This window comes from Haloarchaeobius sp. HME9146 (assembly GCF_025399835.1).
Lineage (GTDB): Archaea > Halobacteriota > Halobacteria > Halobacteriales > Natrialbaceae > Haloarchaeobius.
Genome location: NZ_JAODVR010000001.1, coordinates 2,363,812 through 2,377,087, shown reverse-complemented (window position 1 = coordinate 2,377,087; position 13,276 = coordinate 2,363,812). Strand labels below are relative to the sequence as shown.

Here is a 13,276-nt window from a genome sequence, read left to right as displayed (position 1 = left end):
CGATGGGTTTATGTAAACTGCTGAGAGGAATCAGTCATGTACGACAGACGGACCGTCCTCTCCGGTCTCGGCTCGACGCTCGCACTCGGTTCTCTCGCAGGCTGTCTCGACTCTGTCCCTGGGATGGGTGACAGTGGTGGTGCTTCGCGCTCTGAACTCACGAACTACATCCCTGCGTCCGCCTACGGCGACGACGGCAGCCGGCGAATCAACGTCCTCTACACCGACGCCCCGCGGCTGGAGACGATGGTCGACGACCTCGCGGCCGACGTTGGGAGTCAACTCGCATCGGCGTACGACCCCGGCGAGATACACCTCCCGTTCCCGGCCTCGTCGGTCGATGGGACGGTCCAGGCCAGCACGATAAGCGTCGTCGCCCTCTCCAGCGGCGACGCTGGCTCGAAACTGGCCGACGGTGACTACACCGAATCGGGGGCACACCGCGGCGCGACCCTGTACAAAGGCCGCGACCAGACCGTCGCTGTCGACGGAAAGACCCTCGTGGTCGGCCCCGACGCCGCAGTCCGGAAAGCCCTCGACGCGAGCGCGGGGGTGGCAGAACGCCTGACGGCCGTTTCTGACCCGTACGCCGACCTCGCCGAGGTGGTCTCCGGCGGTTCGCTGGAGCTGTTCAGCGGGTCGGAAACGCCGGGTGACAACGGAACGACCGTGACCGCCTTCTCGTGGACCTTCGGCGAGGAGACGGCCGAACTCACGCTCGCTATCGCCTTCGCGGACGCAGACAGCACCGACCAGAGCACCCTCTCGGATATGACCTCGATGACCAGAGGCATGGAGGACTACGAGTGGGGCGAGCCGTCGACCGATGGCCGGGTGGTCTCACAGGTTGGCACCCAGACCCTGGCAGACTTCGACCTGTTGCAGGAGGGCACGCCCGGTGAGGACAGCTCCGAGACGACCATGCGGTCCGCCCCGAACGCGGCGTTCTCGTTCGCTTGCGAGGCAGGGTCTGGAGAGGTGACGGTGACCGTCGAAGAGGGTGAGCCAGTACACGTGGAACACCTCGTGCCGAGGGTCGACGGGGAGACGAGGTCGATAGCCGCGACCAGCGAGACGCTGGAAGCAGGTGACTCGGCCACGGTCGACGTGAGTGACGTGACGACGGAGACCATCCAGTTAGAACTGTACTGGGACTACGGTGATGGAACCGAGTCGCTCATCGCGGAAGCGACGCTCCAGAACTGCAACTGACCCAGGTGTCCACAGCCGACGGTGGCGGTTCGGCCATTGCGACACCGTCCCATGCCCCCAGACCACACACAGCAGTTATCTGTCTGATTCCAGTACATTCGGGTATGCCATCGCCCTCCAGGCGTCGATTACTACAGGTCGGATTCACGAGTACAGCATCGCTGGTCGGCCTCGCCGGCTGTCTCGACGAGTCGACCGGTGTCGGAGACACGAGCAGGTCGTCGCAATCGGACACCGCGACCGGAACCCGGACGACGACCGAGACCTCGACCGGGGCGGAGTCCACGAGATTGCTCTCGTGGGTGCCCGCCCCCGATTCCTTCCCGGGCGTCGACCGCGATTTCGAACTCGTTACCGCCGATGCAGCCGCCATCTACGAGCGCCGCGACGCCTTCGGCGGCGAGCCCAACGGCTACCCGACGTTCCGGCGGAACGTCCTCGGTCCCATCTCGCTACTGGAGCCCGAGCCGGGGACCGTGGACTCCGTCGTGCAGGTACAGTCCGGTCGGCTCGTCCTCGCGGCGACGAGCACGGCCGACGCCGACCTTGAGACCGCGTTCACGGATGCGGGCCTCACGAAGGACGGGACGGTGTCGGGGCAGACGAAGTACACTGGCTCTGTCGATGGCACACAACTGGTCTGCGTGGCGGTCGACGGGGTCATCGTGCTCACGCGCAACAGCGAGTCCCCGGCGGAGACCATCGCGGCCGTTCTATCCGCGAAGCACGGCGAGATTCCGCGCTACATCGAGAGGAGCGACGACCTCACAACCATCCGGAACGCGCTCCCGGCCCGCCACTTCGGCGTCGTGACGGCGCGGGACCTGAACGGCAGCGGAGTCGTCGAATCGGGGACCGGCTTCGGCTACGCCTGGACGTTCGGCCCCGAGGAAACCACAATCGTCGCCGCCGTCGCCTACCCCGAGGGGGAGGTGCCGGCCGAGAGCGACTTCACGTCCTACCTCGCGGACCAGCGCGGCCTCCGTGACTACGGCGAGTTCACGGCCGAGACGCAGGGGCGCGTCCTGATCGCGACGGGTACCATCCCGACCGAGGACTTCGACCTCCTCGCCGATGGGGACCCCGGCGAGCGGCCGACTCGAGGGCCCCGCCCGCCACAGATACAGTTCGGGTTCGAGTACTACCCCGACGAGGCCGAGGTCCGCCTCAGGCACGAGGGCGGTGACGAGGCGAACGCCGAGAACCTCACCGTCACGCTCGACGGCGAGGAGACCGCCGCGCAGTGGGCCCAGAACTACGAGTCCGTCCAGGCCGGTGACGCCCTCACCGTCGACGTGAGTGAGGCCGAATCGGGGGCGACGCTCCGGATTATCTGGGCAGAGGACAGCGTGAGTTCCATGCTGGCGCGGTTCACGCTTCCCTGAGAGAGACGAACGCTCTAGAGAATCCGTCCTGGCGCGCGGTACGATTTCACATCTACCAAAACGGCAACAGGATTTTTGTCACGCGGCGGTAGCAATCAAACATGACCGATAGACGGACGTTCCTGGCTGGCCTCGGTTCGACACTCGCACTCGGTTCTCTCGCTGGCTGTCTCGACTCTGTTCCCACGCCCGGTGGGGACGGCGGCGACGGTAGCGACGGCAGCAACAGCAGCAACAGCAGCAACAGCAGCGACGGCAGCGACGGCAGCGACGGCAGCGACGGCAGCGACGGCAGCGATGGCGGCGGCCCCTCGCGTTCCTCGCTCACCGACTACATCTCCGCCGACGTGCCGGGCGAGGCAGGCAACCCGCGCATCGACCTGTTGTACCTCGACGTCGCGAACCTTCGGCCGATGTACGACCGTTTCACCAGCGACGTCAGCGAGCGACTCGCGTCGTTCTACGACCCAGCCGAGACCGGCATACCGGTCGAGCAGTCCGAGGTCAAGGCCATGATATCCTCGTACAACGTGAAGCTCATCGTGGTCTCGACCGACGACATCGGAGCGAAACTGACCGAGGAGGCGTACAGCGAAGTCGGCACACACCAGGGTGCGACTATCTACGAGAACGACAGACAGGTCGTCGCGGTCGACGGGGAAATCGTGCTGTTCGGCACCTCGTCGAACGTCGAGACCGCCCTCGATGCGAAGGCCGGAGACGCCCCGCGGCTCGAGGACGAGTCCGACCCGTACATCGACCTCGCCGACGTCGTCTCCGGTGGCTCGCTGGAACTGTTCAGTGGCACCGAAGACCCCGAGGAACAGGGAACCACTTTGAGCGCCTGGTCGTGGTCCTTCGGGACAGAGACGACCGAACTCACGCTCGCATTCGCGTTCGAAGACGCCGAGAGCACCGACGAGAGCACGATGACGGAGGTCACCTCGACCACGAGTGGGTTCGAGGATTACGACTGGGACGACCCACAGACCGACGGAAACGTCGTCACCCAGACGGGCACCCAGCCGACCGAGGACTTCGACGTCCTGCAGGCGGGGACGCCGGAGGAGAAAACCTCGGTCCAGACGAACCGGGCACCACCGCAGGTGAGCTTCAGTTTCGGCTACTCTGTCGACGGGTCAACGGCCAAAATCACGCACGAGGGCGGAGACGATGTCCAGGCGAAGAACCTCACCGTGACCCTCGACGGTGAGGAGACGGCTGCCCAGTGGCGCCAGAACTACGAGACGGTCTCGGCCGGGGACAGCCTCACCGTCGACCTGAGTGAGACGAGTGCCGACTCGACGCTCCGGATCATCTGGGCGGGTGACGACCAGAGCTACGTCATCGCAGAGTCCCAGATACCCTGACGAGAACGGAGAGAGAAGAATCGAAGACGGAATCGAGGCGGTCGGAAGTCCTCGCTCAGAGGACGATGCTCTTCTTGCGGAGGAAGGCGTGGATGGAGGCGTCGAGGCCCTCACGCCCGATACCGGAGTCCTTGTTGCCGCCGAACGGGATGTCGCCGAGCCCGTGGCTCGGGGCACCGTTGATGCGGACCGCACCGGCGTCGATGACGTTCGCGAGCTTCATCGCGCGGTCGTAGTCCGCGGTGAAGACGGCGGCGTCGAGCGCGAGGTCGCCCTCGTTCGCCAGCGCGACGGCCTCGTCCTCGTCGGCGACCTTCGTGACGGCACAGACCGGGCCGAACTGCTCCTCGTGGACGATGCGGGCGTCGTGGGGGACGTCCGCGAGCAGGGTCGGCTCGAAGTCGCGGCCGTCGCGTTCGCCACCCGTGACGAGCGTTGCGCCCTTGTCGAGGGCGTCCTGGACGAGTCCTTCGACCCATTCCGCCTGGTCCTCGGAGATGAGGGGGCCGAGGTCGGTGTCCTCGTCGAAGAGGTCGCCCTTGACCCAGTCGCCCATCTTCTCCTCGATGGTCTCGACCAGTTCGTCGTGGATGTCCTCGTGCGCGAGGACGCGGGAGACGGCGGAACAGCGCTGGCCGGCGTACTTGAGCGAGCCCTTCGCGGCGGCCGCGGCGGCCTCGTCGAGGTCGGCGTCGGGGAAGACGACGGCGGGGGCGTTCCCGCCGAGTTCCATGTGCAGGTTGACCATGCCGGACTCCTTGGCTACGTGCTTGCCCGCGCCCGAGGAACCGGTCATCGCGACCGCGTTGATGCGGTCGTCGCCGGCGAGGATGTCACCGATCTCGGACCCTTTGCCGGTGACGAAGTTGAGCGTCCCGTCGGGGACGACCTCGTTCACGACCTCCGCGAGGATAGCGCCACTGACGGGCGTCTTCGTCGCGGGCTTGAGGACGACGCTGTTGCCCGCGGCGAGCGCCGGGGCGACCTGCAGCGCCGTGGTCGCGAGGGGGTAGTTGTACGGGGTGATGCAGAGCACGGTCCCGACGGGCTCGTGCTTCACGATGGCCTCCCAGCCCTCGTGGCCTGCCGTGGTGCCCTCGCGGAACTGCCCCTTGATGTGGCGAATCTCTTCGGCGGCGCGCCGGAAGCGCTCGGCCGCGCTGCCGACCTCGCCACGGGCCGAGGAGATGGGCTTGCCCGCTTCGCGGACGATGACCTCCGCGAGTTCCTCCTCGCGTGCCTCGAGCTTGTCTGCGATCTCGAGCATCCACTCGGCGCGCTCGACGAGCGTCGTCTCTCGCAGGGTCTCCTTCATCGCGTGTGCCGATGCGAGGGCGTCCTCTGCCTGTTCCGGGGAGGCAGCCACGACCTCCGCGAAGTGCCCACCGTCGGCCAGGTCGGTTACCGGGAGCGTCGATTCGCTGTCGACCCACTCGCCGCCGACGAGTAGCCGCTCTTTCCGCTGTGCCGTCTTCGTAGCCATACAAGTACGTGGGAGCGCCAGAACTAAAAATTTACTCATGAGCGAATTAACGGACGGCGGTTGATTTCCGGCAAAACACACGAGAACGAACAGGCGCACCGAGGTCGGTTACGGGTCGGTAACTGAAGCCTGCGCGAGAGACGCAGACCAGACACTGGCACGCAGACATACGCTTAAGCTGTCAGTCAACGTATGTAGAACGATGAGTACCCAGAAGTCGGTCCGCCAGCAGGCGAACACGGTCAAATCGAACCCGCTCCGTCTCGACGAGAAGAAGGCCAAGCAGGTCATCGACGCGCTCAACACAGACCTCGCGGCGACGTACACGCTGTACCACCAGGTGCGCAAGCACCACTGGAACGTCGAGGGTGCTGAGTTCCGCGACATCCACATCTTCCTCGGCGATTTCGCGCACGAACTCGAAGAGGCAGCAGACGCGCAGGCAGAGCGCCTCCAGGCGCTGGGCGGTGCGCCCCACGGCAGCATGACGGCGCTGGCCGACGCCTCGCCCGTCACGCCCGAGGACGACCACGTCTACGACATCCGCACCTCGCTCCACAACGACATGGAAATGGGCGGCGATATCATCGAGACCATGCGCGAGCACATCGAGGTCGCCACGAACCTCGGCGACCACGCCACCGCCCACATGCTCCGCGAGCAGCTCCTCGAACTGGAGGAGTTCATCCACTCCATCCACCACTACCTCGAGGACGACACGCTCGTCCAGTAAGAACTCGCTCGAGCTGTTTTCCGGTTTTTATGGGTCGGCGTCGACTGTGAAGTCCGTCGCGATCCAGCCGTCGGAGTTGTCGTGTTCGCAGAAGACGACGCGGCCGGGGCTGGTCTCGTTCGCACGGACTGGCGGCAGTGACTCCAGTTCGTCCATCCGTCCGTCGCTCATAGCAGCCCTTTAGGCAAACCTAAATCTAAGTGTTGCGGTTCGACAGCCCCCGCCAAAATCGTGTCACACTGTAGCACTACAGCCCCAGTTTTATCCCCGTCTCGCGAGCACGGTCGGCCATGCAGTTCACCGTCGTCCAGGGAGACATCGCACAGCAGTCCGCAGACGCACTGGTGAACGCGGCCGGGACCAGCCTCCGGATGGGGAGCGGGGTCGCGGGCGCGCTCCGCCGCGGGGCGGGCGAAGGACTCAACGAGGCGGCGATGGCGAAAGGGCCCGTCGACCTCGGGTCGGTCGCGGTGACCGACGCCTTCGACCTCGACGCCGACTACGTCATCCACGCCGCCGCGATGCCCCACTACGGCGACGGGAAAGCCACGGCCGAGAGCATCCGCGATGCGACCCGGAACGCGCTGGCTGCAGCCGACGAACGCGGCTGCGAGTCGCTCGTGATACCGGCACTCGGGTGTGGCGTCGCCGGCTTCGAGACTGCCGAAGGCGCACGGCTCATCTGCGAGGAGATAGCGAACTACGAACCCACGGCGCTGACCGACGTGCGGTTCATCGCCTACTCGGACGAGGAGTTCGAGACGATCCGCGAGACCGCGAGCGAGCTCCAGTAGGCGAGTCGTCTTTCTCGGTCCGGTCCCGAGCAGGGACCATGGACGTCCCTGCGGACACCCCCGATGCCTGCCCGGTCTGTGCGCAAGCGTACGATTCCGTCTCGGACCACGAGCGCGGGCTCATGATAAACCTGCTCGACAACGAGCGCTACCGCCGGGTCTGCGTCGAGCCAGTCGATGGGCCACGCATCAGGTTCTACCACCACACCCACGCGCAGGCGGAAATCGAGGAATAGGGCCGCAGATAGGGGTCGCAGCTCAGTCGTGTCCCGACACCCGGACCGGCTCGTACGGTTCCTCGAGCCACTCGATGTCGGAATCAGAGAGGTCGATGTCCAGTGCCTCGACCGCGGCTTCGAGGTGTTCGATGCTCGTCGTGCCCACGATAGGCGCGTCGACGGTGTCCTTCGAGAACAGCCACGCGAGGCCGATCTGGGCCATCGAGACGCCCTCCTGTTCGGCGAGTTCCTGCACCCGTTCGTTCACCTCGCGGCCGCCACCCTCGAAGTACGGGTGGGCCTTCGCGTGTTCGTCGCTTTTGCCGCGGGCGGTCGCGTCGAACTCCTCGTGCGGGCGGGCGAGGTAGCCGCGGGCAAGTGGTGACCACGGGATGACGCCGACGTCTTCTTTCTCACAGAGGGGCAGCATCTCGCGCTCCTCCTCGCGGTAGAGCAGGTTGTAGTGGTTCTGCATCGTCATGAAGCGGTCGAGCCCGAGGTGGTCGCTGGTGTGCAGCGCCTCGGCGAACTGGTGCGCCCACATCGAGGACGCACCGAGATACCGGACCTTTCCGCGGCGCACCGCGTCATCGAGGGCGCGCATCGTCTGCTCGATGGGTGTGTCGTAATCCCAGCGGTGAATCTGGTAGAGGTCGATGGTGTCCATGCCCAACCGGTCAAGCGACCCCTCCAGCGCCTGCTCGATGGCCTTCCGGGAGAGTCCACCCGAGTTCGGGTCGTCCTCGTCCATCTGGAAGTAGCACTTCGTGGCGACGACGGCCTCGTCGCGCTGTCCCTCCAGGGCCTTCCCGAGGACGCGCTCGGACTCGCCGTCCGAGTACATGTTCGCGGTGTCGAAGAAGTTGACACCGAGGTCGAGCGCCCGGTTCACGAGCTCGATACCCTCCTCCTCGTCGAGGACCCAGTCGCGCCAGTCCGAGGTCCCGAAGCTCATGCACCCGAGACAGATTCGGCTGACCTCCATACCGGTGTCACCCAGTGTAGTGTACTCCATGGACGGGGCGACGGCCCCCGGGGTGAAAAACATCGCCAGATTGATAAACTATCCGACGTTATCTGTGTGAAATATGCGTGCCCTCCACACCGCAACCGTCGCCACCCTGACGACGATGGTGTTGTTCGCCACGATGACGCTCGCCGTCGCCCCCACTGTCGCCGCTACCGGTCCCACCTCCACTGCCACCACCCCTTCCGTCGCCTCCGACCCAGCTCCGGGGACGCTCGCGCTGCAGGAGAACACCAGCCCAGAGAACGAGTCCAGTGGTGCCGAAGTCACCATCTACGGGCCCGACAAGGCCGTCTACGACTACACCGAGAACTTCAGCATCGCCGTGGCCGGGGCGGACGTCGAATCCGTCACCTGGCAGTTCCCCGATGGCTCGACGGCCACGGGGACCGAGGCCAGCTACCGCTTCATGCAGGAGGGGAACCGGACCGTCACGGTCGTCGTCGAGACGACCGACGGCGAGACGCTCAATGAGAGCGCGACCTACACCGTGCTCCGATTCGACGACGAGAGTGCCTGGAACCCGGTTCCGGCACTGAAATTCTTCGGGGCAGTCGGGTTCTTCGTCCTGCTCATCGTCGGGCTGAAGGTGGTCGCTCTCCCCCTGCTGATGCAGGAACTGTAGTCACATTCCATCGAGTACCGGTGACGCCACCTCCCAGAGGTGGCCATCCAGGTCCGCGAAGTATCCCGAGTAGCCACCCCAGAACGTGTCCTGTGCGGGTTTGACGAGGTCAGCACCGGCCGCAACCGCTTCGCTCAGTACCGCGTCGACCTCGGCCGAGTCGGGAACGTTGTGGCGAGGGTCACGCCCGAGAACCCGCTGCCTCCGGCCGGAGCGGCCGCGTCTTCACCCACCTCAGCCGCGTCCCCGACAGGAACGTTCGCGTCCTCGGCCAGCGCGTCCCACGGGTACAGCGCGAGCCAGGTTCCGTCGAGCGTGAAGAAGGCGATGTCGTCGTCCGGGTCCCGGTCTCGAATCGGGAAGCCGAGGCCGTCACGATAGAACTCGATGGCGGCGTCGAGGTCGTCGACCCCGAGCGTCACGATGGTCATGCGTGGGTCCATGGCTGCAGAACGCTGCGTCGGAGCAAGAATCCTCCCGGTCAGACCGACTCGGCGTCCACGAAGCGCATCCCGACGCGCATCCCGAGGTAGGTCACCACCCCGAGCAGGACATAGCCCACTGCGAAGCCCCAGGTGAACGGTCCGGCGCTGCCGATGGCGAGCCTGGCGATGGTGTTCGCGGGGTGTTCCGGCAGCAGGCCGGTGAGCGTGATCGCCCCGAGGACCCCCGTCGAGTAGAGGAACTGCGCCTGTCGCCGGTCGGAGGACAGCAGTGCGATGGTCAGCCCGACCGTGACGACGGTGAACGACAGCCCGGCGACCATCGCCACCAGCATCGGCCAGTTCGCGATATTGGTCCCGTTTACCCACAGCAACAGGAGCCAGACCGCGGCCTGCAGGGGGGCGAGCACGGCGGTCGCGAGCAGTTTGGCGTCGACGATGTCGGACAGCGAGACAGGGGCGACCCGCAACAGCTCGAGGGTCCCGCGTTGCATCTCCTCGGTCAGCGAGTCGACCGCGATGGAGCCGCTGATGAACACCGGGAGGAACATCAGCAGGGGCACCAGCACGGTGTAGGTGAACCCGAAGTACGGGCTGGAGCCGCGTTTCTGGGGCACCTCGAGGACGGTGTGTTCGAGCGACCCGCGGTACTCGCGCCGGAGGTTCTCCTCCATCGACTCCAGCGTGTCCCGGACTTGGACGACGATGATGGTCGTCCGCAGGTTCTCCTTCGGCACGCTGGTCGTGACGAACACCGTCCCGTCCTCGCCCTGTGTGGCGACCATCACCGCGTCGACCCGCCGGTCCTGGAAATCCGCCCGGGCGTCCGCGACCGTGGCGTATCTGGTGGGGGAGATACCGCTCTGCTGGCGGACCGCCTGCATGACCTCGTCGGAGGCGTTGCCGGTCACGGCCATGTCGAGTTCGTACCCCTCGACCGACCCGGGGTCGTACAGCGACACCAGCCCGACGACGAGGAACGAGGAGAACGTCGCCACGAACAGCTGGATGAGCAACGCGAGGACGATGGTCTTCTCGCTCCGGAGCGAGCCGATCTCCCGGCGCGCGATGGTGAGCCGGGCGCGCCACGAGGCACCGTTCCGGGACTCACTCTCGCGCTCGGCCGCCGAACTCCCGTGTTCGGGACGGGGCGGCTCACGGGACAAGCTGGGTCACCCCCATGTTGTACGCCACGTGGACCACGACCGCCAGCAGGAAGGCGGCCGCGTACGCCCGTTTCGAGCGCTGTGCACCGAGCGCGGAGATGGTCGCCGTCACGGTGTGCAGTCCGAGCGGGAGCAACAGCAGACCGAGGACGACCACGGGGTCGGTCGCCGCGGCCTCGGGGTACGCCCGCTGGCCGAGCGTGAGCTCTTGCAACTGGACCAGCTGGACCAGCAGGGTGAGCTTCTCCGCGACGAAGAACGCGAACCCGCTCACCAGCCCGAGCACGACCGCGGTCTTCGGCGAGCGCTCGAACCGGGCGTACTCGAACCCGGCGTAGACGTGGATGCTCTTCGCGGTCTCCTCGATGAGGGCGATGGCACCGAACAGCACCGGTACCGACAGCGCGGGCGGGACGATGAACAGCACCGCGATGGCGAGCAACTCGGCGACGAAGACGAACGGGAGGAACAGCGCGGTCACCAGCGCGACCGTCTTCTTGTTACGGACCCGGGTCGCGATGGCGTCGAGCGCCTTCTGGTGGACCGGGCGCTGGCTGAACATGTCCTCCTCGCGGTAGGTGCCCGCACCGAAGGTGAACAGGGCCAGCGAGGTCAGGTAGAACGGGAGCGTCGAGAAGGTGTACTCTCCGAGCGTCACGGCCTCGTTCTGCAGGTCCATCACGACCAGCGTCAGCGGCGAGATGAGCGCGATGGGCGTCACGTCCGTGAAGATGGCCGGGACGAACACGTAGGAGGTCATGAACACGGAGACGGTGATGGTGACGAAGGTGAGCTCCTTGAACGACCGCGCGAACATCCCGCCGACGAACGTCGCCGAGAGGAACAACAGGGCGATGGGCAGGACTGCTGCCACCGACACAGCGGTCCCGCCGATGAGGATGGCGATGGCGACCGTGATGACGAGCAACGCGGCGAGGTAGGGCAGGGTCTTGCCCGCGATGATGTCCCGGCGCGAGACCGGCGAGACGAGCATCAACTCGCCCCGACGGTTGATGCGCTCGTTGATGATGGTGCTCCCGTACGCCTGGATGATGAAGTTCATCGGGACGATGAAGAGGAACGCGAGCACCAGCGAGGCGAACGGGAACGGCGGGCTGATGTTGCTCGGCGAGCCCGAGGTCGAGCCACTGACGATTGCCGAGCCACCCAGTCGTGGGGCCTGAACCTGCCCGTCGTCGCCGCCCCCGACGGCGGCCTGGCCGCCGTCGCTTCCGCCACCTGCTGCACCGCCGGTGCCGGCGTCGCCACCGCTCCCGCCGTTATCTCCAGTTCCGCCGCCGCTCCCGGCACCGCCGGTGAGGGCGCTTCCGGCGCGGCTCTCGTACTGGAGCGAGACGTCGACCGGGAACGCGGCGCTCTGGTTCGACTCGTTGCCCATCAGCTGGTCGTTGTACTCCTGGACCGCCGTCCGGAACTCCGCGTAGGCGGCCTGGCCCTTCCGGGTCGGTCTGGGGATGGGCTCGCCCCGTTCGGGAATCAGGACGTCTATCTCGCCCGATTTCAGGGCGGCCGCGCTGGCGTCGTCAGGTCTGGCCACGAACTGGCTGGTGTTCGTGACCACGTCGTGGTAGGGCGAGTCCTCCTCGACGCCGACCCGGTAGATACCGTCGTCGAGGCCCGGTCCCTGTGCGACGACGGTCGGCCCGACGATGGCCCCGACCGCGACGAGGACGAGCGCGAGCGCGACGGTCTGGCGGTCGAGGGTGCCGGCGCTCCGGGCGACCTCCCAGCGGGCGATACGCAGGGTCTTGCGGAGCGAGAGGACGCGGTCGAGGCCGCGCCTGCTCACGTCTCGGCCTCCCCGACGGTCCGGTCCTGCTCCGCCTCACGGGCCTCCTCGGGCGTCTCGCCGGCGATGTCGAGGAAGATGTCCTCCAGGCTCGGGTTCTTCGTCTGCAGGTCGACGACCGAGCCGCCCCGGCTCGTCGCCTGCGACCGGAGTCGGTCGACGGCGTCCATGTCCGAGACGACCGTCTCGAACCGGCCGTCACCGACGCGTTCGCTGCCCTCGACACGAACGTCGGTGAACACGTGGTAGGCGGTCCGACCGTGCTCCTGGCGGATCTCTTCGAGGCTGCCACGGGCGATGATGTCGCCGTGGTTCATCACGATGACGCGGTCGCAGATGCTCTCGACGTGGTAGAGGTTGTGTGCGGAGAAGACAATCGTCTTGCCCTGGGCGGCGAGCTGTTCGGTGAACTCGATGATGTAGTTCGTCGTGAGAGGGTCGAGTCCGGATGCGGGCTCGTCGTAGATGAGCACGTCCGGGTCGTTGACGAGGGACCGGGCGATGGCGACCTTGCGCTTCATGCCCTTGGACATGTCGCCGATTCGGCGCTCCCGGTGTTCGAGGTCGAGCCGGTCGAGTGCGGTCGTGATACGCTCTGTTGCCACGTCGCTGGGGACGTCGTACAGGTCGGCGAAGAACTCGAGATAGGAGTGTGCCGTCATCTCTTCGTAGAGCGGCGACTCCTCGGGGAGGAAGCCGAGATTCCGGCGCATGTCGGTGTCTCCGGCGGGGTGGCCGGCGATGGAGATGTGGCCGCTCGTCGGCTCGATGAGGCCGGCGAGCATCTTCAACGTCGTCGTCTTTCCCGCACCGTTCGGCCCGACGACGCCGAAGACCTCGCCCCGGTCGACGGTGAAGGAACTGCCGTCGACGGCCACGAACCCGTCGTACGATTTGTGGAGGTCCTCGACGGTTATCATTCGTTGTCCTGAGCCAAGAACGCGGCCTAGTTGAATATACCGGCCCCGTACGTCAACCCGGTGACGCGAAATCACCCGACGGTAGGCTTA

13 protein-coding genes and 1 pseudogene are annotated in these 13,276 nt (G+C 66.2%); 7 read left to right on the top strand and 7 right to left on the bottom strand.

Annotation, left to right across the window (positions count from 1 at the left end; all coding sequences use genetic code 11):
- Positions 1 to 36: 36 nt before the first annotated feature.
- From N6C22_RS12325 to N6C22_RS12315, 3 genes are all read left to right on the top strand, one after another.
- Complete coding sequence (locus N6C22_RS12325) at positions 37 to 1,212, top strand: hypothetical protein (protein ID WP_261651412.1); 1,176 nt, start codon at positions 37 to 39, stop codon at positions 1,210 to 1,212.
- A gap of 104 nt (positions 1,213 to 1,316) precedes the next feature.
- The gene (locus N6C22_RS12320; protein ID WP_261651411.1) at positions 1,317 to 2,597 is read left to right on the top strand and encodes a hypothetical protein; all 1,281 of its coding nucleotides are present in this window, start codon (positions 1,317 to 1,319) and stop codon (positions 2,595 to 2,597) included.
- Between the two features lie 101 nt (positions 2,598 to 2,698).
- The gene (locus tag N6C22_RS12315) at positions 2,699 to 3,967 is read left to right on the top strand and encodes a type IV pilin N-terminal domain-containing protein (protein ID WP_261651410.1); all 1,269 of its coding nucleotides are present in this window, start codon (positions 2,699 to 2,701) and stop codon (positions 3,965 to 3,967) included.
- Positions 3,968 to 4,022: 55 nt separating this feature from the next.
- Here the strand turns inward: N6C22_RS12315 and N6C22_RS12310 are convergent, their stop codons facing one another.
- A complete protein-coding gene (locus N6C22_RS12310) occupies positions 4,023 to 5,450 on the bottom strand; it encodes an aldehyde dehydrogenase (protein ID WP_261651409.1) in 1,428 nt (475 codons plus the stop codon).
- 202 nt (positions 5,451 to 5,652) lie between these two features.
- Here N6C22_RS12310 and dpsA point away from each other — a divergent pair, with 202 nt between their 5' ends.
- Positions 5,653 to 6,183 carry a DNA starvation/stationary phase protection protein DpsA gene (dpsA, locus tag N6C22_RS12305; RefSeq protein WP_261651408.1) on the top strand — a complete coding sequence of 177 codons (531 nt, stop codon included), beginning with the start codon at positions 5,653 to 5,655 and terminating at the stop codon, positions 6,181 to 6,183.
- A 27-nt stretch (positions 6,184 to 6,210) separates the two neighbouring features.
- Here dpsA and N6C22_RS12300 read toward each other — a convergent pair whose 3' ends face one another.
- Positions 6,211 to 6,354, bottom strand: a complete 144-nt coding sequence (locus tag N6C22_RS12300; RefSeq protein WP_261651407.1) for a hypothetical protein — start codon at positions 6,352 to 6,354, stop codon at positions 6,211 to 6,213.
- Between the two features lie 119 nt (positions 6,355 to 6,473).
- Between N6C22_RS12300 and N6C22_RS12295 the strand changes: the two genes are divergently transcribed.
- Together N6C22_RS12295 and N6C22_RS12290 are read left to right on the top strand one after the other, a co-directional pair.
- Positions 6,474 to 6,977 (top strand): macro domain-containing protein, encoded by a 504-nt coding sequence (locus N6C22_RS12295; protein ID WP_261651406.1) that lies wholly within the window; start codon positions 6,474 to 6,476, stop codon positions 6,975 to 6,977.
- 38 nt (positions 6,978 to 7,015) lie between these two features.
- Positions 7,016 to 7,213, top strand: a complete 198-nt coding sequence (locus N6C22_RS12290) for a hypothetical protein (RefSeq protein ID WP_261651405.1) — start codon at positions 7,016 to 7,018, stop codon at positions 7,211 to 7,213.
- 22 nt (positions 7,214 to 7,235) lie between these two features.
- On the opposite strand, the gene N6C22_RS12285 is transcribed toward N6C22_RS12290, so the two are convergent.
- On the bottom strand, positions 7,236 to 8,210 hold the full coding sequence (locus tag N6C22_RS12285; RefSeq protein WP_261651404.1) for an aldo/keto reductase: 975 nt from the start codon (positions 8,208 to 8,210) through the stop codon (positions 7,236 to 7,238).
- Between the two features lie 73 nt (positions 8,211 to 8,283).
- Between N6C22_RS12285 and N6C22_RS12280 the strand changes: the two genes are divergently transcribed.
- Complete coding sequence (locus N6C22_RS12280; protein ID WP_261651403.1) at positions 8,284 to 8,847, top strand: PKD domain-containing protein; 564 nt, start codon at positions 8,284 to 8,286, stop codon at positions 8,845 to 8,847.
- On the opposite strand, the pseudogene N6C22_RS12275 reads toward N6C22_RS12280, so the two are convergent.
- The 4 genes and pseudogenes from N6C22_RS12275 to N6C22_RS12260 form a co-directional block, all read right to left on the bottom strand.
- Positions 8,848 to 9,290: pseudogene (locus N6C22_RS12275) on the bottom strand (VOC family protein).
- A 38-nt stretch (positions 9,291 to 9,328) separates the two neighbouring features.
- Positions 9,329 to 10,456, bottom strand: a complete 1,128-nt coding sequence (locus N6C22_RS12270; RefSeq protein ID WP_261651401.1) for an ABC transporter permease — start codon at positions 10,454 to 10,456, stop codon at positions 9,329 to 9,331.
- Positions 10,446 to 12,266 carry an ABC transporter permease subunit gene (locus N6C22_RS12265; RefSeq protein ID WP_261651400.1) on the bottom strand — a complete coding sequence of 607 codons (1,821 nt, stop codon included), beginning with the start codon at positions 12,264 to 12,266 and terminating at the stop codon, positions 10,446 to 10,448. Before N6C22_RS12265 ends, N6C22_RS12270 begins: the two co-directional genes overlap by 11 nt.
- On the bottom strand, positions 12,263 to 13,186 hold the full coding sequence (locus N6C22_RS12260; RefSeq protein WP_261651399.1) for an ABC transporter ATP-binding protein: 924 nt from the start codon (positions 13,184 to 13,186) through the stop codon (positions 12,263 to 12,265). The genes N6C22_RS12265 and N6C22_RS12260 overlap by 4 nt, the downstream gene beginning before the upstream one ends.
- Positions 13,187 to 13,276: the final 90 nt, after the last annotated feature.